The sequence below is a fragment of the Streptomyces sp. NPDC093109 genome (assembly GCF_040701725.1).
Lineage (GTDB): Bacteria > Actinomycetota > Actinomycetes > Streptomycetales > Streptomycetaceae > Streptomyces.
In genome coordinates this window covers 274179-293030 of sequence record NZ_JBFBEZ010000002.1, presented here as the reverse complement: position 1 = coordinate 293030, position 18852 = coordinate 274179, and the positions used below count along the sequence as shown (strand labels likewise).

Annotated in this window: 16 protein-coding genes; 9 read left to right on the top strand and 7 right to left on the bottom strand. The window is 70.9% G+C overall.

Annotation, left to right across the window (positions count from 1 at the left end):
* Positions 1-7 precede the first annotated feature (7 nt).
* From alr to glmS, 5 genes are all read right to left on the bottom strand, one after another.
* The gene (alr, locus tag AB0389_RS03755) at positions 8-1183 is read right to left on the bottom strand and encodes an alanine racemase (protein WP_366393658.1); all 1176 of its coding nucleotides are present in this window, start codon (positions 1181-1183) and stop codon (positions 8-10) included.
* A 118-nt stretch (positions 1184-1301) separates the two neighbouring features.
* Positions 1302-1841 (bottom strand): Uma2 family endonuclease, encoded by a 540-nt coding sequence (locus tag AB0389_RS03750; RefSeq protein ID WP_366393657.1) that lies wholly within the window; start codon positions 1839-1841, stop codon positions 1302-1304.
* A 75-nt stretch (positions 1842-1916) separates the two neighbouring features.
* Complete coding sequence (locus AB0389_RS03745; RefSeq protein ID WP_366393656.1) at positions 1917-3470, bottom strand: NAD(P)H-hydrate dehydratase; 1554 nt, start codon at positions 3468-3470, stop codon at positions 1917-1919.
* A 235-nt stretch (positions 3471-3705) separates the two neighbouring features.
* Positions 3706-4074, bottom strand: a complete 369-nt coding sequence (locus AB0389_RS03740; protein ID WP_366393655.1) for a holo-ACP synthase — start codon at positions 4072-4074, stop codon at positions 3706-3708.
* A gap of 11 nt (positions 4075-4085) precedes the next feature.
* Entirely contained in the window at positions 4086-5999 is a 1914-nt protein-coding gene (gene glmS / locus AB0389_RS03735; RefSeq protein WP_366393654.1) for a glutamine--fructose-6-phosphate transaminase (isomerizing), read from the bottom strand.
* 453 nt (positions 6000-6452) lie between these two features.
* On the opposite strand from glmS, the gene AB0389_RS03730 reads away from it, so the two are divergent.
* The 3 genes from AB0389_RS03730 (at position 6453) to coaA (ending at position 10416) form a co-directional block, all read left to right on the top strand.
* Positions 6453-7349: a hypothetical protein gene (locus AB0389_RS03730; RefSeq protein ID WP_366393653.1), complete on the top strand. Its 897-nt coding sequence runs from the start codon at positions 6453-6455 to the stop codon at positions 7347-7349.
* A gap of 8 nt (positions 7350-7357) precedes the next feature.
* The gene (locus AB0389_RS03725; protein ID WP_366393652.1) at positions 7358-9259 is read left to right on the top strand and encodes an insulinase family protein; all 1902 of its coding nucleotides are present in this window, start codon (positions 7358-7360) and stop codon (positions 9257-9259) included.
* Positions 9260-9480: 221 nt separating this feature from the next.
* Positions 9481-10416 (top strand): type I pantothenate kinase, encoded by a 936-nt coding sequence (coaA, locus tag AB0389_RS03720; RefSeq protein WP_366393771.1) that lies wholly within the window; start codon positions 9481-9483, stop codon positions 10414-10416.
* Between the two features lie 368 nt (positions 10417-10784).
* Here coaA and AB0389_RS03715 read toward each other — a convergent pair whose 3' ends face one another.
* Positions 10785-11582 carry a glucose 1-dehydrogenase gene (locus tag AB0389_RS03715; protein ID WP_366393770.1) on the bottom strand — a complete coding sequence of 266 codons (798 nt, stop codon included), beginning with the start codon at positions 11580-11582 and terminating at the stop codon, positions 10785-10787.
* Positions 11583-11720: 138 nt separating this feature from the next.
* On the opposite strand from AB0389_RS03715, the gene AB0389_RS03710 reads away from it, so the two are divergent.
* Complete coding sequence (locus AB0389_RS03710) at positions 11721-12566, top strand: helix-turn-helix transcriptional regulator (protein WP_366393651.1); 846 nt, start codon at positions 11721-11723, stop codon at positions 12564-12566.
* Between the two features lie 26 nt (positions 12567-12592).
* Here AB0389_RS03710 and AB0389_RS03705 read toward each other — a convergent pair whose 3' ends face one another.
* Entirely contained in the window at positions 12593-13678 is a 1086-nt protein-coding gene (locus AB0389_RS03705; RefSeq protein WP_366393769.1) for a protein kinase family protein, read from the bottom strand.
* 584 nt (positions 13679-14262) lie between these two features.
* Between AB0389_RS03705 and AB0389_RS03700 the strand changes: the two genes are divergently transcribed.
* The 5 genes from AB0389_RS03700 to AB0389_RS03680 all read left to right on the top strand — a co-directional run bounded on the left by AB0389_RS03700 (position 14263) and on the right by AB0389_RS03680 (position 17846).
* Complete coding sequence (locus tag AB0389_RS03700; protein WP_366393650.1) at positions 14263-14643, top strand: hypothetical protein; 381 nt, start codon at positions 14263-14265, stop codon at positions 14641-14643.
* A 165-nt stretch (positions 14644-14808) separates the two neighbouring features.
* Entirely contained in the window at positions 14809-15483 is a 675-nt protein-coding gene (locus tag AB0389_RS03695; RefSeq protein WP_366393649.1) for an ATP-binding cassette domain-containing protein, read from the top strand.
* 38 nt (positions 15484-15521) lie between these two features.
* On the top strand, positions 15522-16736 hold the full coding sequence (locus AB0389_RS03690) for a hypothetical protein (RefSeq protein WP_366393648.1): 1215 nt from the start codon (positions 15522-15524) through the stop codon (positions 16734-16736).
* A complete protein-coding gene (locus AB0389_RS03685; protein WP_366393647.1) occupies positions 16733-17329 on the top strand; it encodes a hypothetical protein in 597 nt (198 codons plus the stop codon). Before AB0389_RS03690 ends, AB0389_RS03685 begins: the two co-directional genes overlap by 4 nt.
* Positions 17330-17531: 202 nt before the next feature.
* Positions 17532-17846, top strand: a complete 315-nt coding sequence (locus tag AB0389_RS03680) for a hypothetical protein (RefSeq protein ID WP_366393646.1) — start codon at positions 17532-17534, stop codon at positions 17844-17846.
* Positions 17847-18852: the final 1006 nt, after the last annotated feature.

Here is an 18852-nt window from a genome sequence, read left to right as displayed (position 1 = left end):
CCCTCACTCACCGCGTGTCCTCGCCGTCCGCATCATCACGGTCCACATAAACCCGAGGAACACGGCCCCCGATCCGCGTGACGATCTCGTACGCGATGGTGTCGGCGGCCCGCGCCCAGTCCTCGGCGGTCGGTTCGCCCCGGTCGCCGGGCCCGAAGAGGATGGCCTCCGCGCCCGGCTCGGGCGTGTCGGCGCCGAGGTCCACGACGAACTGGTCCATGGCCACCGTCCCGGCCACCCGCCGCCGTACCCCGCCGACGAGCACGGGCCCGCGCCCGGAGGCGTGGCGGGGGATGCCGTCGGCGTAACCGAGCGGGATGAGCCCGAGGTGGGTCTCCTCCCGCGTGACGTAGCGGTGCCCGTAACTGACCCCGTGCCCCGCGGGAACGCCCTTCACCAGCGCGACGGAGGCGGCGAGCGTCATGACGGGCCGCAGCCCGAAGTCGGCGGGGACGCCGATCTCGGGGCTGGGCGAGAGGCCGTACAGGGCGATGCCGGTGCGGACGAGGTCGAAGTGCGACTCGGGCAGGGTCAGTGTGGCCGGGGAGTTGGCGATGTGCCGCACCTCGGGCGTGACGCCTTCCTTCTCGGCGTACGCGAGCATTTCCTGGAAGACGTCCAACTGGCCCGCGATGGAGGGGTGTCCTGGCTCGTCGGCGCAGGCGAAGTGCGACCAGAGGCCGGTGACGTCGACCAGCCCTGCGGCCTGCGCGGCGAGCGCGGCGCCGACGAGTTCCGGCCAGTCGGCGGGCTGGCAGCCGTTGCGGCCGAGGCCGGTGTCGGCCTTGAGCTGGATACGGGCGGGCCGCCCCGCCTCCCGCGCGGCGGCGGTCACCTCGCGCAGCGCCCACATGCCGCTGACGGCGATGTCGAGGTCGGCCTCGATGCCCTCGCGCCAGGGGTCCCCGGGCGTCCACAGCCAGCACATCACCCGCCCGTCGACCCCGGCGGCCCGCAGCGCGAGCGCCTCGTGCGGCGTGGCGGTCCCCAGCCAGCCGGCCCCGGCGGCACGGGCGGCACGGGCGACGGGCACCATGCCGTGCCCGTAGGCGTCGGACTTCACGACGGCCATCAGCGCCGTCCCGCCCCCGACCCGGGCCCGCAGGGCGCGCACATTGCCCCGCAGGGCAGCAAGATCGACTTCGGCACGGGCCCGCGGGGCGGCGGTCGAGGTCTGCGTCATTCCGGTCATCGTGGCCAGTGTCTCAGCTCACCGCCCGGGAGGTACGTTCACGGTGCGATCGCGGTGCGCTCGCGGCGAGCGCGACGGCGAGCGCGCGACGGCCCCGGTCAGCGACCGGTCAGATCCGGCCGAGATCGATCTCCACCGGAAACGGAGCGGCGACCTTGACCACGCCGGTGAACACGTCTCCGTCCCGGTAGGTCCTGCTCGCGGGGTCGAGCACGTACGTGTACAGCAACGGCGCACCGTTCGCGGCCTGCTCGATCCGCCAGTAGAAGGCGATCCCGGCCCGCGCGTACTGGTCCACCTTCACGACGCGGTCGGTGGTCTCCGAGCCCGGCGAGACGACCTCGACGACGAGCAGTACATGTTCGGGGCGGGTCGGCGTGATGTCGATCGTGTCCGCGCGGTACACGACGACATCCGGACGGCGATTGGTGAGCGGTACGTCCTGGAGCCGGACGTCGAAGTCCGTGTCGGCGTTCCAGTCGGGTCCGGCGGCGGCCTCCAGGGCGTTCGCCAGAATGCGGGCGAGGCGGTTGTGCCGCTTGGACGCTCTGGGGCGCTCGGCGATCATGCCGTCCACGATCTCGATTCCCGAGCACTGTTCCGCGGACCAGGACTCGTACTGCTCTGCCGTGATCGTTTCAGCGGTCATGACACCCCCTCCGGAACGCTCGACCCGAACGCGCGACCGCCAGAACGGGTGCGACGGCCCCGCTCCCCCATCACGTCACCCCACCACATTCCGCCACGCCTCCGGCAGCCACTCCGCGACATCGTCCGCCACCACAGGCGCTCCATGGGCCACCGGCGCCGCCCCCGGCGCAGTCCCCGCCCCCGGCGCCACACCCGCCGCCCCCCGCGCCGCCCCCGCCGCCGCCAGCCGCGCCGCCAGGCCGTGCAGATACGCGCCCACCGACCCCGCGTCGCGCGGCGGCAGGCCCGTGGCCAGCAGGGATCCGGCGAGGCCGGACAGGACGTCGCCGCTGCCCGCCGTGGCAAGCCAGGGCGTGCCGGTGGGGTTCACGCGTACGGGAATGCCCGCGTCCGGGTCCGCGACCAGCGTCGTGGAGCCCTTCAGCAGCACCGTCGCGCCGTACCGCGCCGCCAGTTCCCGTACGGCGGCGAGGCGGCCCGCCTCGACGTCCTCGCGGGGGATGCCGAGCAGCGCCGCCGCCTCCCCGGCGTGCGGGGTGAGCAGGGTGGTCGCCGTGGCGGCCCGCGCCGCCCGGCCCCTGAGCGTCTCGACGTCCAGCAGCCGCAGCCCGTCCGCGTCGACCAGGACCGGTACGTCCGAGGCCAGGACGTCCGCGACGGCCGCCGACGCCCAGGAACCGTCGCCCAGGCCGGGGCCGACGACCCAGGACTGGACCCGGCCCGCCGCTGACGGCGGGCCCTCGTGCACGAGCGTCTCGGGGTAGCGCGCCAGCACCGCGTCGACGCCGGGCCCGACGTACCGCACCGCCCCCGCGCCGCCCCGCAGCGCGCCCGCGACGGCGAGGACGGCGGCGCCGGGGTAGCGCGCGGAGCCGGCGACGACGCCGACGACCCCGCGCCGGTACTTGTCGCTCTCGCCGGTCGGCACGGGCAGCAGCCGCGCGACATCCGCGTGCTGGAGCGCCTCCAGCGCGGGCACGGACGGCAGGTAGGGCCCAAGCCCGATGTCCACGAGCCGCAGCGCGCCGGCCCGTTCCCGCGCGGGGTCGATGAGCAGGCCGGGCTTGTACGTACCGAACGTCACGGTCGCGTCGGCGCGCACCGCCTCGCCGCCCACGGCGCCGCCCACCTCACCGCTGTCGGCCTCCACCCCGCTGGGCAGATCGACGGCCACGACCATCGCGCTCCCGCCGCGCGCGGCCCGTACCACCGGTACGGCGTCGGGCCGCAGCCCGCCGCGCCCGCCGATGCCGGTGATGCCGTCGAGGACGAGATCGGCGGCGGCCAGTACGTCGAAGGGGTCGTCGGCGACGCGCCCGCCCGCGCCGAGGAGCGCGCCGAGGCCGCCCTGGTGCGTACGGCCGGGTACGAGCAGTACGGCGCACACGCCGGCGCCCCGGCGGGCCAGCCGCGCGCCGGCGTACAGCGCGTCACCGCCGTTGTCGCCGCTGCCGACGAGGAGGACGACGCGGGACCCGTACACCCCGCCGCGCGCATCGCGGAGCAGCCCCGCACAGGCCGCCGCGAGACCGGCCGCGGCGCGCTGCATGAGCGCGCCTTCGGGGAGCCGGGCCATCAGCTCCCGCTCGGCGTTCCTGACGGCCTCGACCGTATGAGCGGTACGCATTGCCTCAACCCACCTCCACCGAACAACCCACAGACACTGACCGGCCCACCCCCACCGACCGGCCCACCGCCACCGAACAACCCACCACCGCCGACCGGCCCACCCCCACCGACCGGCCCACCGCCACCGAACAACCCACCACCGCCGACCGGCCCACCCCCACCGACCGGCCCACCTCGGCCGACCGGCGCACCCCCACCGACCAGCCCACCTCCGCCGACCGGCCCATGATCAATCAACCCTCCGCGATCACGACCGCCGACGCCACCCCCGCGTCATGGCTGAGCGAGACATGCCAGCTCCGCACACCCAGCTCGGCCGCGCGCGCTGCCACCGTCCCGCGCACCCGCAGCCGGGGCTGTCCGCTGCCCTCCTGCCACACCTCGGCGTCGGTCCAGTGCAGCCCGGGGGGCGCGCCGAGCGCCTTCGCGACGGCTTCCTTGGCGGCGAACCGCGCCGCCAGGGAGGCGACCCCGCGCCGCTCGCCGCTCGGCAGGAGCAGCTCGCTCTCCGAGAAGAGCCGGCCGGCGAGGAGCGGGGTCCGCTCCAGGGACGCCGCGAACCGGTCGATGGCAGCGACATCGATGCCCACCCCAATGATCATGTATGTGAACCTCACTCCACTGTCACGGACTTGGCCAGGTTCCGGGGCTGGTCCACCTCGTTGCCCCGCGCCGTCGCCAGCTCGCACGCGAAGACCTGCAACGGCACCGTAGCGACCAGCGGCTGAAGCAGCGTCGGAACCACCGGAATCCGGATCAGATGATCGGCGTACGGTGCCACCTCCTCGTCCCCCTCCTCCGCGATCACGATCGTGCGCGCGCCCCTGGCCCGGATCTCCTGGATGTTGGACACGATCTTGCCGTGCAGCACCGAGCGCCCGCGCGGCGACGGTACGACGACGACCACCGGCAGGTCGTCCTCGACGAGCGCGATCGGTCCGTGCTTCAGCTCGCCCGCCGCGAACCCCTCGGCGTGCATGTACGCCAGTTCCTTCAGCTTCAGGGCGCCTTCCAGCGCGACCGGATACCCGACGTGCCGCCCGAGGAAGAGCACGGTCGCCTTCTCCTTCAGGGAGCGCGCGAGGTCCCGTACGGGCTCCATGTCCGCCAGGACGCGTTCGATGGCGTCGGGCACGCGCGCGAGGTCGCGTACGACGTCGCCGATCTCGTCGCCCCACTTCGCGTCGCGCCGCTGCGCCAGGTAGAGCGCGACGAGGTAGCAGGCGACGAGCTGGGTGAGGAACGCCTTGGTGGACGCGACGGCGACCTCGGGGCCCGCGTGGGTGTAGAGGACGGCGTCGGACTCGCGCGGAATGGTCGAGCCGTTCGTGTTGCAGATGGCGAGCACCCTGGCGCCCTGCTCGCGCGCGTGCCGCAGCGCCATCAGCGTGTCCATGGTCTCGCCGGACTGCGAGATGGCGACGACGAGCGTGCGCGGGTCGAGGATCGGGTCGCGGTAGCGGAACTCGCTGGCCAGCTCCACCTCGCAGGGCAGCCGGGTCCAGTGCTCGATGGCGTACTTGGCGATCAGCCCGGCGTGGAAGGCGGTGCCGCAGGCGATGATGACGACCTTGTCGGCCTCGCGCAGCACGGCGTCGGGGATCCGCACCTCGTCGAGGGTGAGCGCGCCCTCGGCGTCGACGCGGCCGAGGAGGGTGTCGGCGACGGCCTTGGGCTGTTCGGCGATCTCCTTGAGCATGAAGGAGGCGTAGCCGCCCTTCTCGGCGGCGGAGGCGTCCCAGTCGACGTGGTACGAGCGGACTTCGGCGGGCGCACCGGAGAAGTCCGTAACGCTGACCACGACCCGTCCCGCTTCCCGCCCCGCTTCCCGCCCCGCTTCCCGGCCCCCCTCCCGGCCCCCCTTCCCGCCCCGGCGCAGCTCGACCACCTGGTCCTGGCCGAGCTCGATCGCCGAGCGGGTGTGGGCGATGAACGCGGCGACGTCGGAGGCGAGGAACGCCTCGCCGTCCCCGACCCCCACGACCAGCGGCGAGTTGCGGCGCGCGCCCACGACGACATCGGGTTCGTCGGCGTGGACGGCGACGAGCGTGAAGGCGCCCTCCAGCCGCCGGCAGACCTGCCGCATCGACTCCGCGAGGTCGCCGCACGCGGAGAACGCCTCGGCGAGGAGGTGCGAGACGGCTTCGGTGTCGGTCTCCGAGCCGAGGTGGTGGCCCCGGCCGGCCAGCTCGGCGCGGAGCGCGGCGAAGTTCTCGATGATGCCGTTGTGGACGACGGCCACGCGCCCGGAGTTGTCCAGGTGGGGGTGGGCGTTGGCGTCGGTCGGGCCGCCGTGGGTGGCCCACCGGGTGTGTCCGATCCCGGCGGGGCCGCTCGGCAGCGGCCGTTCGACCAGCACCTTCTCCAGGTTGACGAGCTTGCCCGCCTTCCGTGCCGAGGCGAGCCCGCCATCGGCGAGCACGGCCACCCCGGCCGAGTCGTACCCCCGGTACTCCAGCCGCTTGAGCCCGGCGACGACGACGTCGAGCGCCGACTGCCCGCCGACGTAACCCACGATTCCGCACATGAAGCTCCCCTTCCAGCCGCTAATGCCGTATTTACGTCACATTCATGACGAATCGTCGCAGAAGCAACGCCGGGGTCCGGGGACCACACGACCGTGGCGACCGACTGTGGCGACCGACTCTGGCGACCGGTTGTGGCGACCGACCGGGCAGCACCGGAATCCACCTGCCGGAGTGTCAGTGGGTGCTGTTAACCTGCGCGTTCACCCCACACACAGCTCGCGCACACAGCGATCGCACACAGCGATCGCACACACCTCCGCGCGCCACCGCACCCCACCAGTTGACGCGTCCTGCTCACCCCCCCCGTCCCCGTCTCGTACGTCACCACCCGAGGACCGTTGACCACAATGCGCCCAACCCCTGCCCCAACCCCTGCCCCCACCCCAACCCCAACCCCAGCCTCGTCACACCTCTCCCCGGAGGATCCGCCCGAGTTCAACCCGTACGTCACGATGCCCTGGCTGGCACCGCTCCGTACCGCCGCCGAGTCCGGCGACTGGCCGGCGACCAAGGCGTTCTTCGCCGCCCTCACCACCGAGGACGACCGGTCCTTCGCCGCCTCCCTCGTCGGCACGACGGCCGGGGCCGAGCGCTACCTGGAGTCGGCCGAGGCCGAGGAGCCAGGTGACCCCCTGGTCAGGACGCTGCTCGCGGAGCGCTATGTGATCGCCGGCTGGGAGATCCGCAGCGACCACCGCGCCACGCAGGTCTCCGCCTGGCAGTTCGAACAGCTCCACGACCACCTGCGGCGTGCCGAGCGGCTCCTGATCGAGGTGTGCGCCGAGTATCCGGACTACGCGCTCGCCTGGTGCGTACGGCTCTCCACCGCCATGGGTCTTGAACTCGGCCAGAGCGAGAGCCGCCGCCGCTACGACCGGCTGACCGAGCACCACCCGCACCTCTACGCCGCCCAGTCCGCGCTGCTCCAGAAGCTCTGTCCCAAGTGGGGCGGCAGCTGGGAGGCCGTGGACGACTTCACGCGCGCGTGCGTGGCCGCCGCGCCGCCCGGCGGATATACGGGGACCCTGATCGCCGAGGCCCACCTGGAGCGCTGGGCGGAGCAGGGCCACGCGGGCGGTCCCGGCCGGCTCCAGGATCCCGCGGTACGGGACGAGCTGGTCGCCGCCGCGGCCGGCTCCGTACTGCACCCGGACTTCCGGCCCGGCGCCCACGCGCTGAGCTGCCACGGCTACTTCGCGGCGACGCTCTCGCTCGGCGGACACCACACGGAGGCGGCGCCGCACTTCCGGGCGATGGGCAGCGGCGCCACGTCGCATCCGTGGGAGTACCTGGGCGACAAGCAGGCCGCATTCCTCAAGCACCGCGCGACCGCGCTGGCGAAGGGCTGAGCAGACCGATGACGCAGAGCACGACGGCAGCCACGACCACGGCCACTGCCACGGCCACGACGGCAGCCACGACGGCGACGGCGACCCCCGGCTTCCAGGTGACCGAGGTGGACGGCATCCGCACGGTCCTGGCAACAGCGCCGAGCAAGAACACCCCGGGCACGCCAGACACCACAGACACCACAGACACCCCCACCGCCACCCCCACCCCCACCGCCACCGCCACCGCCACCATCAAGGCCGGCCTGGTCTTCCGCGTGGGCACCGCCGACGAGACGCACGCCACCCACGGCATCACCCACCTCGTCGAGCATCTCGCCCTGCACCGCCACGGCGTGTCCGACCTGCACTACAACGGCGCCACCGCCGCCACGTACACCCTCTTCGTGGTCGACGGCACGGCGGAGGAGGTCGTCACGTATCTCAACGGGGTGTGCGCGGCCCTGCGCGATCTCCCCATGGAGCGGCTGGAGACCGAGCGCGAGATCCTGCGCACCGAGGCGGCGGGCCGCAGCCGCGGCCCCAACCGGCAGCTGCCGCTGTGGCGTTACGGCGCGCAGGGCTACGGCCTGTCGAGCACGGCCGAGCTGGGCAGCTGGCATCTGACGGCCGACGCGGTCCGCGACTGGGCCCGTACGCGCTTCACGTGCGACAACGCCGTTCTGTGGATCTCCGGGACCGAGGTCCCGCCCGGCCTGTCCCTGACGCTCCCCACCGGCACCGGCGTACGCCCCCTGCCCGCCGCGACCTCCGCGCTCCCGCGCACGCCCGCCCACATCGTCGGGGAGAACGGCGTGGTCGTCATGGACGGCGTCGTACGCCGCTCGGTCGCCGGCGCCGTCTTCGCCGAGGTCCTCGGCCGGGCGCTCTTCGCGGACCTGCGGCAGAAGGGCGGCTACTCGTACGCGGCCGGGGCCGACTACACCCCGCGCGACAACGGCCACGCCACCATCACCGCCGTCGCGGACGCGCTCGCGCAGAAGCAGGACGCCGTGGTCGGCGGCTTCGTGGACGTCTTCGCGCGGCTGCGGCTCGGCCGGATCGAGCAGTCGGAACTCGACGCCGTACGCGCCACGTTCCAGAAGAGGTACGACACGCCCGACTCCGAGGCCGCCCGCCTCCCGGCGTACGCGCTGAACCTGCTGATCGGCTACCCGAACCGGTCCGTCGAGGAGCACCGGGCCGAGCTGGCGGCCGTCACCGTCGAGGATCTGCACGAGGTGGCCCGCGAGCTGTACTCCACCGCGCTGCTCCAGGTGCCGGGCCGGGAGGCCGCGTGGGCGGGCTTCGCCGAGGCGCCCCATCACTCCACGGGCCCCGCCCTGCCGAACGGCACGCGGCACCCGGCGCACGAGGACCCGGACACCGTCCTGACCGTGGCGCCCGAGGGCATCAGCCTGACGGTCCCGGACGGTACGGTCACGGTGCGCTACGACGCGTGCGCCGCGATGGTCGCGTTCCCGGACGGCGCCCGCCACCTCACCGGCCTCGACGGCTTCCGTACGACGGTGGAACCGACCCTCTACGCGGGGCTGACCCCGGACCGCATCGCGGCGATCGACGCGGCGGTGCCGCGCGCGCGGGTGGTCCCGATGCCGCCGCGCGACGAGGAGCGCATCCCACGGCCGGACCCGTCCCTGGTGAACGCGGCGGTGGCCGCGTCGGCGCCGGAACCGGCCTTCCGCAAGTGGTGCCGGCGGATCCTCATGGTGACCTTCGGATTCTTCGCGGCGATCATGACGCTGGTCGCGCTGGTCGGCACGGCGGACGAGCTGGACGCCGAGAGCCCCGAGTTCGGCTCCATCGTGGTGTTCTGGGTGTTCCCGCTGATTCCGCTGGCCGCCATCCATGTGCTGCGCAAGGCGAAGAAGAAGCAGGACCAGGACCAGGACCAGAAGCGACAGCAGTGAGCGGGCGGCAAAACGCCGGCAGCTGCGGTACACCCCGGGCGCGGTGAAACCCCGGGCCGCAGTGACACCCCGGGCAGGGTGACGCAACACACCAGCAACAATCAGCCACGACCCCGGACAATGGCTCGGTGATCACTCCGCCGCCGAACGCCACCGCCACCACCCCCCGCCGCCGTGGTGGCGGCGGCGACCAAGGCCCGGCCCAGCCGTCGACCCCGTACGTGGACCTCTCCCGCGCCGAGTGGAGCGCCCTGCGCGAGAAGACCCCGCTGCCGCTGACCGCCGAGGAGGTCGAGCGGCTGCGGGGGCTCGGTGATGTCATCGACCTGGACGAGGTACGGGACATCTACCTCCCGCTCTCCCGGCTGCTCAACCTCTACGTACAGGCGACGGCCGGCCTGCGCGGCGCGCTCAACACCTTCCTGGGAGACGCGGGCAACGGCCACGGCGCGCAGCGCGGCACGCCGTTCGTCATAGGGGTGGCGGGCAGCGTGGCCGTGGGCAAGTCCACCGTCGCGCGCCTCCTCCAGGCGTTGCTGGCGCGCTGGCCGGAGCACCCGAGGGTCGAGCTGGTCACCACGGACGGCTTCCTGCTGCCGATGAAGGAGCTGGTCGCCCGCGACCTCATGCACCGCAAGGGCTTCCCCGAGTCGTTCGACCGGCGCGCCCTGACGAGGTTCGTCGCCGACATCAAGGCGGGCAAGGACGAGGTGACGGCGCCGGTCTACTCGCACCTGATCTACGACATCGTCCCGGGCGAACGGCTGACCGTACGGCGTCCCGACATCCTGATCGTCGAGGGCCTGAACGTCCTCCAGCCGGCCCTGCCAGGCAAGGACGGCAGAACGCGCGTGGCGCTGGCCGACTACTTCGACTTCAGCGTGTACGTGGACGCGCGGCCGGAGGACATCGAGACCTGGTACCTGAACCGCTTCCGCAAGCTCCGCGAGACGGCGTTCCAGGACCCGTCCTCGTACTTCAGGAAGTACACCCAGGTCTCCGAGGAGGAGGCCCTCGACTACGCCCGCACCACCTGGCAGACGATCAACAGGCCCAACCTTCTGGAAAACGTGGCCCCCACCCGGGGCCGCGCCACCCTGGTCCTCCGCAAGGGCCCGGACCACAAGGTCCAGCGCCTGTCGCTGCGCAAGCTCTGACACCCTCATGCTGTATCGAACGCCCCGCCCAGAGCCCATCGACATCCAGGTCCTGGACCAGGTCAACGCCATGCGCGACGAGCTGCGGCACACCGTGCGGCAGCCCCCCGCGAAGCGGACCCGCGACCTGCGCAAGGCCCTGACGGCCAGCGCCATCGCGGCCTCGAACACCATCGAGGGGTATCAGGTCGAGGCCAGAGACGTGGCCGACCTGTTGGACGGCGAGCGCGAGGTCGAGGCCAGCGACGAGAACAAGGCCGAGACCCTCGCCTACCAGCAGGCCATGACCTACATCCAGTCCCTGCACGACGCCCGGCTGATCCGTTCCGCTCCGCTGTGCCGGGCAGCGTCACGTGTATCACGCAGCGTCACGCCCGAAGGCCGCCGTCGACCGCGAGGATCACGCCGGTCACATAGGACGCGCGGTCGCTCAGCAGCCAGGCCGCCGACTCGGCGATCTCCTCGGGCGCGGCGGCCCGGCGCAGCGGGGTGTGCGCGCTGATCTGGTCGACGACGCCGGGGGTGGCCGCCTCCCACGCGCTGATCATGTCGGTCAGCGTGCCGCCGGGTGCGATGGCGTTGACGCGGATGCCTTCCGGGCCGTACGTGACGGCGGCCGACTCGGTCAGGCTGTTGACCGCGCGCTTCATCGCGCCGTACGAGGGCAGCGCGGGGTTGCCCCGCAGGCTGCCGACGCTGGAGTTGTTGACGATGGCCCCCGTCCCGGCGGTGGCCCGGATGGCGGCGACCTCGGCGGACATGGCGAGCCAGGCGCCCCTGAGGTTGACAGCGTAGACCGCGTCGAACTCCTCCTCGGTCACCTCGTCCACAGGACCGGGCCGCACCATGGCCGCGCCGTTGTTGAAGGCCACGTCAAGGCGCCCGTACACCTCCACGACACGGTCCACGGCAGCCCGCACACTCGCCGCGTCCGCCAGGTCACACACCACGTACTCCGCGGTGCCGCCCGCCGCCCGGACCTCCTCGGTGACCGCCTTCAGCTGCGCCTCCGTCCTCGCCGCGAGCATCACCCGCGCCCCCTCCCTGGCGAACAGCCGGGCAGCGGCGGCGCCGATGCCACGTCCGGCACCGGTGATGAAGGCGACCTTGCCCTCCAGCAGCCGCGGAATCGCATGAGCGGTCGTGGAAACGGAGGTTTCGTTGATTCCGTTGGTTTCGCTGATTCCGTTGGTTTCGCTGATCCGTGTGGTGTCCATGCCTCCACCGTGCGCCCGGTGGCGGGGGCTATCCAGGCATCGGCTGTACCTGGATGATGCGCGGCGGCCCCGCGCACACTGGAGAGCGTGGACAGACAAGAACTCGCCGGTTTCCTGCGCAGCAGGCGCGAACGGATCACCCCCGCCGAGGCGGGGCTGCCCGCCGGGCCGCGCCGCCGCACGCCGGGGCTGCGCCGCGAGGAGGTGGCGCAGCTGGCGTACATCTCGACGGAGTACTACACGCGGCTGGAGCAGGCCCGCGCCCCGCGCCCGTCACGCGAGGTGCTGACCGGGCTGGCCCGCGCCCTGCGTCTGTCGGACGCCGAACGCGACCACCTCCACCACCTGGCCGGCGCCCCGCCGGGCCCGCCGTCCGGCCCCTCCCGCGACGTACGGCAGTCCATCCTCGACCTCGTGAACCGGCTCCCCCAGGCGGCGGCCATGGTGATGTCCGCGGCGGGCGAGGTGATCGCCTGGAACGACCTGGCCGCCGCCCTCATGGAGGACTTCTCCGCGCTGCCGCGCCGCGACCGCAACTTCACCCGCCGCGTCTTCCTCGGACCGCACCCCGAGGGCGGGCCCCTGTACGGGCTCTCGGACCCGACGGAGTTCGCCCGCTCGGCGGCCCGGGACCTGCGCGCCACCGCCGCCCGCTACCCGGACGACCCCGAGGTGACGGCTCTGGTACGGGAACTCCTGGCCGACAGCGAGGAGTTCGCCCGCCTCTGGTCCTCCCACGACGTGGCGTCGGCACCCACGCTGTGCAAGACGTTCCGCCATCCGATGGTCGGCACGGTCACCGTCAACTGCGACGTCCTCCAGATCACCGACCGCGACCAGCGCGTCGTGATCTACACCGCCACCCCCGGCTCCCCGTCCGAGGAGGCGCTGCGGCTGCTGTCGGTCATCGGCACACAGCGCATGAACGTATGAACGTACCGAGCTGAGCGCTCCCCCCGTCAGCCCGTCCCCGGGATCCCCGGGATCCCCCGGCCCCCCCGGACCCCCCTGACCCGGCGGATCTCCTCCAGCGGGTACGGAGTAGCCCGGCTCACCCCCCGCAGCGCGCCGAGGAACTCCGACACCACCACGGCGAGCGGCGCGTCCCGCGCGAGAATCGCGGCGGCCACCGCCGGAATCCCGGTGGGCCGCTCACCCCCGGCCCAGGCGCGGAAGAGCGCGGCACGCTCCTCGCCCCGGCATCCGTACAGGTGGGCGGCCAGCCAGTGGACCAGATACGAGTCGGCGTAGTCGCGGTCGTAGGTCAGGTGCCGCTCAAAGAAGTCGGCTTCCTCACCCGACAACTCAAAACCGGACGAGACGGCAAGCCCGAAGTCCGTGAAGAAGAGGCGCCGGCCGTCGGTCAGGATGTTCTCGAAGTGCGCGTCGAAGTGCAGCAGCCCGCGCCCGTTCATGAACGAGATGCCGGCCTCCAACTCCCGCTCCACCAGGGCGCAGGCCCGGTCGGCGGCCTCGCCCCCGGCGTCCACCTGCTCACCCAGCCACTGGTGCAGGTTCCGCGGGATGTACTCCAGAAACAGCACAACACTGGCCGACGCGTCCCGCAGCCCCTCGATCCGGCGCCGCACCGCCGCACCGCCTCCCCAGAAGGCGACGGTACGGTCCACATCGGCCAGTTCCGGCGGCAGGGGTACGGGCACCCCATCCGGCAGCACCCGCCAGTGATACATGAGCGGGAAGCCCTCGTACGCGCCCGCGAGGACCCAGTCCGTCGTCATGGTGTGCACGGCCAGCTCCCGCCACACCCCGAACCCGGGCCCACCAATGCCGTACTGACACACGACCGGCAGCCCGAACAGATTCGCCGTGGACCGCACATGCTCCGGCCGCCGCTCCCAGTCGGTCAGAGGCACCCGCTTCACAAAAACCGGCGCCCCCGCAACCTCCACCAGCGCCGACGTCCCGCCAATTCCGGCACCCAGGGGCTGGGCACCCGCCACGAGCGCGCCCAACGCCCGGTCACTGAACAACCCCAGAGCCGCAGACACGGCGCCATGGGCGGCAAGGCGCGCACCACGCGGCATGTCGGCCCCGGTCACGGGCAAGATCCCCAGCACTCCGACGCTACGGCCCTCTCGGGGCCCGTTTCGGGCCCTGCCGTCGCGCTCAATGGACCTCGCCCTGTACGCCGCCGATGAACGCGGCCCGTGCGGCGACGGGAGAAATGAGCACGGGGCCGGTCTTGCGCCTGGAGCCCGAGCATAGCCAACACGGTGGCGGCACAGTGGCAGCCGCCGGATGCCCCCGGAGCGGCCAGAGGTCGTCAGCAATCCGCACCGTGGCCAAGACTGGGCAGCAAAGGCCGCCCGCTCACGAAGTTACTCAGGGCGCCGAAGCAAGCAATCGACCCAGCCGTTGCCGTGGAGAGCCCTGCGGGGCATCAAGTGGCTCGGTAGTCCTTTAGTTAGATTTCAGCCACGGCAAAATTTTGCCCTTGCTTTGCGTTTTCACGTCCTCTTACAGTCACACACACCCATCGCGATCTTGCCCATGCCAAAAGCGTGTTGGAGACAAGGGGCCGCGATCACTTCCGGGGCAGGGTGGATCACCAAGAAGTGCCCGCCACACCCAAGGAGGCACATATGCGCAAGTTCGAAACGTTGCCACGGTGGCCACGGCCGCCGTAGTAGCTGCAATGCTCGGAGCCGAAGCAGCCCACGCGGAAGGCAGTTTCAACACAACCATCTCCAGGTGGCTCACCGGAAAGGAGTCCAGACACTGGACAGACAAAAACCTCGATTCCACTGCCACGACGGTGAAATTCTCGGGATGCAGCACCAGCTCGACCAGCTTCAGGTCTGCGACGCTTCAGTTGAAGCGCAAGCGCGAAAATTTGCCCGACCCTGTTCTCGACAGGCACGACAACACCTGCAACACATCGAACTTCGGCCGTCAGGGAAGCGGCAGCTACTACTTCAACCTTTCAAGAATAAATGGTTCGGACAGTGGTCTGCACCTCAACGTCAATTCGGTTACCGTCACGTACTGAGCCAGGCTCGCCAATATGCCGCGCCCGACAGCCCCGTTCGGCGGCCGGGCGCGGCACGCACTCCACCGCCTGTTCGCCACTCCCAACGGAAATCCCGTGCCTCTTCGCTACATAGACTGCACCTTCGGGTACCGAGCACACGCACCCGTCCTCGATTCACTCAGCATGGATTTCCCAGCCGGGTGCACCGTGCTGCTGGGACCGAATGGGGCCGGGAAGTCGACCCTGCTGTCGCTCGGCGCCTCTATTCTCCAGCCTGCCGCAGGCAGGGTGACATTCGGCCGGTTCGACAGCTCTCTGCGCGCTGATCGCAAGTGCTATCGCCGCTCCATCGGCTGGCTGCCACAGAACATCCAGCCCGTACCTGGGCTGACCGTCAGGGAACAAGCAGCATATGCCGGCTGGCTCAAGGGCCTTTCGAAGCGCGAGGCATGGGACCGGTCCTCCCTCGCGCTCGACCGGGTCCGGCTCGCAGATCTGGCCGAACGCCGAAGCCATGAACTCTCCGGCGGCCAGCTACGCCGCCTCGGGATCGCCCAGACCCTCGTCCACGAAGCAGAAGTGGTCCTGCTCGACGAACCCACCGCAGGACTCGACCCCGTACAGCGGGGAGTCTTCCGCGAACTCGTGGGAGGACTCTCCGAGATGGTCCACTTCGTGGTCTCCACACACCAGACGGAGGACTTGGCCGACATCTACGGAACCGTCGTGGTGTTCGACCGTGGCTCCCCCGTCTTCCAGGGCACCACACAGGAGTTCTTCTCGCTCGCACCGGACTCAGTCGCGCCGGAGCGCCGTGCGGAGACCGCGTATCGCGGCCTCGTACGAGGAGAGGTCTGACCATGCGTCCAGGGACCCTTCTCCGTACCAGCCCCGCTGTGTGGGCTGGTGTCCTTCTCATCTTCGGGCTGTTCTTCTTCGGCTCCGGCAACACCGGTGCGGTTATCAACTACTGGGAATCGGTGACAGCCCAGTCAACAGTCGTACTCGGCGTCATCAATGCGGTGTGTGGCGCCAGTGCCGCGTGGGAGTCAGCCAGGTTGAGGCAGGCGGCCATCTCCACCTGGGCCCCGGCTCGCAGCGAGCTGCGGATCGCCTGCGAACACCTGGCGCCGATTGCCCTATTGGGCCTGCTCGGCGTCCTCGCCTCGCTTCTGGTGTTCGCACCGGCCGGGCTGCTCGACGTGCCAGGCGGGCCAGACGTGACCGTGCTCGGCACCGCATACGTCGTGATCCTCGCTCACATCGCACTCGGCTGGCTCGCGGGGCTCCGGGTACCCCGGCTGCTGGGCCCGGCCCTCATGCTCATCGTCGGCTACTTCTGGGGTTTCTGGCCGGCGGCAATAAGCGACCCCGCCTGGCTGCGGCACCTCAACATCCAGGGTATGACGGAGTGTTGCAGCATCGATCAGGTTCCTTCACCGAGGAGCCTGGCCGCCACCGTCGCATTCTCCGCCGGCATCATCGTGGCAGTCCTGATCACCAGTACGACGCTGCGGCCCGGAAGCCGCCTGCTCCTGTCGCTGATTGCCTTCTTCACCGGGCTCACGGTGGCAGTGACGGCCGCAATGCCACTTGAGTTCAACGGAGTACAGCCGCGAGACCGCGCACTGCTTCACTGCACAGGCAGTAAGCCCGAGATTTGCCTGTGGCCAGAACAACGCCCCGCAGCAGATGACTTCCGACGCTGGACCGCTGAAGCCGACAACAACCTACGCGCCATCGGTGTGACGCCGGCAAAGAAGATCGAGTTCTCAGTAGTCGTCCCCGAACGCAACGACGTGCTTGCCGCGACGGCCGGCAGTGCGCTTCGCCTGGACATTCCTTCCTGCGCGGAGCAGCCCTACGCGGAATACCCGGGCGATGAGGCCGCCTCCGTCATCTACCCATGGCTGGTCCTGACAGCAGGAGTCACGCCCGACTCATTGGCCTGGCCCGCCGAGGCCATCAGTCTCGCCCAGGAAGTACGCAAGATGCCCGCCGCCTCGCAGCAGGCATGGCTCGACCGCAATATGCGTTCCGTACGGGACTGCTCGGTGAAACCCGAACTGTCACCTTCGGCATTCGCGCAGGCCGGCAAGGAGAAACGGTGATCTGGTGGCTACGCGCTCACGCGACCGCCGCCTGGGCCGCGACTCTGGCGGCCTGCTTCATCTGCTGCCCGCTGCTCGCGACCTCGTCCATTCCCACCCTCTCGCTGTTCAGCGGCGCATCCGGCAGCATCCCCGTTCCGCTCGTACTCCCCGTCTTCCCCGCCTGCGTCCTCCTCTACGGACTGAACCGAACTCCATGGCAAGCACACGCAACCGCCGTTCGTGAGATGCGCTACTGGACAAGTGGAGCGGTCGCCATCACCGGCGTCGCCGCATTGGCCGTCGCCTTCGCCGAGGCCGCCCTTCTGGACTTCCCCCTGAGCTTCGCCGTGGCCCGCAACCTGATCGGTTACCTGGGCGTCGGCCTGCTCGTCCAATACGTCAGCAACGCCCAGTACGGTGCGGTGGCCGTGGCCGCGATCCCCGTCGTGTGCGGCTTGATCGGGACAGGCCCGGGCGGACGCCCCTACCCGTGGATGTGGCCGGCGCAGCCATATGAATCCGTGACCGCTGCTGGCGCCGCGATCTTCTTGTTCTGCTCAGGAATGCTCTTTACGGCGAGCACCGTGAAGAGCAAGCGGACTCACGTTTGACTTCCGCGTTGATGTCCCGGTCGCGGCACGAACAGACCTGGGAGGCCGGCTCGAACCGTCCGATGCGCACGAAGGCGCGCTCGTACCCGCAGACACGGCACCATGGGCGGCAAGCCGCGCGCCGCTCCTGCGTGCCTTTGGAGGCATTAGACCGTTAGGGGTGTCACGGACGCACTCGGCGTCCCGGCCGGAAGGATGATTGATGTCCACGAAGCGCGTTGCCCGCCGTCTGTTGGTGCTGACCGCCACGGCGGCTGCCGGTACAGGCGCACTGAGCGTTCCGGCCGTCGCGAGCACGAACATTCTGGCGGCCGGCAATGCCGGTTACGACACCACGATGATCAACAAGGGCCGTGAGGTCAAGGCGGTTGGCGCGACGACTCACAGCAGCGGGGTGGGCAGCGGCCTGATCCAGCTGCCGGTGGACAGTCCTCAGAACCGCGGCGGCGGGGGCAGCCTGCTCTTCTCGGATCGCCGACTGAAGACCGATGTCACCGCGGTGGTCTGGGAGCGATGAGCGCCTCCTGGCCGTCGGCCTCGCGCGGCAGACGCCATCACCGACAACGCCCCCGTCGAACGGGCACCTCAACCCGTACCTCAACCCGTACGCCATGTGGAGGACGCAACGAACGCGGTCCAGGCGACAGCGGGGACGACGAGGGCGGGACCGGTCGTACGAGGACTTGAACCATGCCTGCTCGGAGGCTACTTCAGGTGCAGTGTGGTGACTCATACGCCAGATCCCTCCCCATAGTTGTTCCAGAACACGTCCGTCTCACCCGGCGGGAGCCGCTAGCAGAGCCGCTAGCAGAGCCGCTAGCAGAGCCAGCGAGGTGGCGCAGCGTGGGGCCGCCCCCTCCTTTTGCCAGTGTCGCGCCTCCAGGGGAGGTGTAAAGGGCGCTCCTACGTCGCGTCGGCTGCGCCGATTACGCTTCGCTACACCCTTGACACCTCCCCTTCCGGCGCGTGTGCGGATGAGGGGGGGCGGCCGGGGGGAGGGGGCCCAAGGGGTGCCCGGTACTACCGGTCGGCTCAGGGTCCGGCGGCCCGGTGGACCCTGCGGGGCTGCGCGGCAGTGGCATGGGGCTGCCGGGCTCGTCTCGGCGGCTGACGGCCGCCGGTTGGCCGGCACCCATGCCCCGCTGGTCACCGTTGCGTTGTGGTGCCCGGGAGGTGGGCGGTGCCTGCTGTCCGGTCGGGGTCTTGGGGCCGGTCCGGGGTCTCCGGGCGGTGCCCGGGGCGGGGAGTGCGACGTTGGAGCCACTTCGGGCACGGCAGACGGCTACAGCGTCGCAGTCGTCGGGATCAAGCACTCCACCACCCGCCGATCTGTCCCATATGGGGTGATTTGGCGGGCGATTGGGAGTCTCTCCGGACGGCACATGTGTCCTCAGGTGCGTTAGACGCCCTTCTGGAGGCAAAGACCGCCTCCGGGAGCCCACGCCACACGAGTCCCAGCAGACCCTGCCCCCACTCCACGGTCACCAGCGGGGCATGTGTCGCAACCGGCAACGGACCGTTGG

What these genes read in the sequence shown, in the direction of transcription:
- alr (WP_366393658.1), bottom strand. Translation starts at nt 1,183, where the DNA reads ATGACGCAGACCTCGACCGCCGCCCCGCGGGCCCGTGCCGAAGTCGAT.
- AB0389_RS03750 (WP_366393657.1), bottom strand. Translation starts at nt 1,841, where the DNA reads ATGACCGCTGAAACGATCACGGCAGAGCAGTACGAGTCCTGGTCCGCG.
- AB0389_RS03745 (WP_366393656.1), bottom strand. Translation starts at nt 3,470, where the DNA reads ATGCGTACCGCTCATACGGTCGAGGCCGTCAGGAACGCCGAGCGGGAG.
- AB0389_RS03740 (WP_366393655.1), bottom strand. Translation starts at nt 4,074, where the DNA reads ATGATCATTGGGGTGGGCATCGATGTCGCTGCCATCGACCGGTTCGCG.
- glmS (WP_366393654.1), bottom strand. Translation starts at nt 5,999, where the DNA reads ATGTGCGGAATCGTGGGTTACGTCGGCGGGCAGTCGGCGCTCGACGTC.
- AB0389_RS03730 (WP_366393653.1), top strand. Translation starts at nt 6,453, where the DNA reads ATGCCCTGGCTGGCACCGCTCCGTACCGCCGCCGAGTCCGGCGACTGG.
- AB0389_RS03725 (WP_366393652.1), top strand. Translation starts at nt 7,358, where the DNA reads ATGACGCAGAGCACGACGGCAGCCACGACCACGGCCACTGCCACGGCC.
- AB0389_RS03705 (WP_366393769.1), bottom strand. Translation starts at nt 13,678, where the DNA reads ATGCCGCGTGGTGCGCGCCTTGCCGCCCATGGCGCCGTGTCTGCGGCT.
- AB0389_RS03695 (WP_366393649.1), top strand. Translation starts at nt 14,809, where the DNA reads ATGGATTTCCCAGCCGGGTGCACCGTGCTGCTGGGACCGAATGGGGCC.
- AB0389_RS03680 (WP_366393646.1), top strand. Translation starts at nt 17,532, where the DNA reads ATGTCCACGAAGCGCGTTGCCCGCCGTCTGTTGGTGCTGACCGCCACG.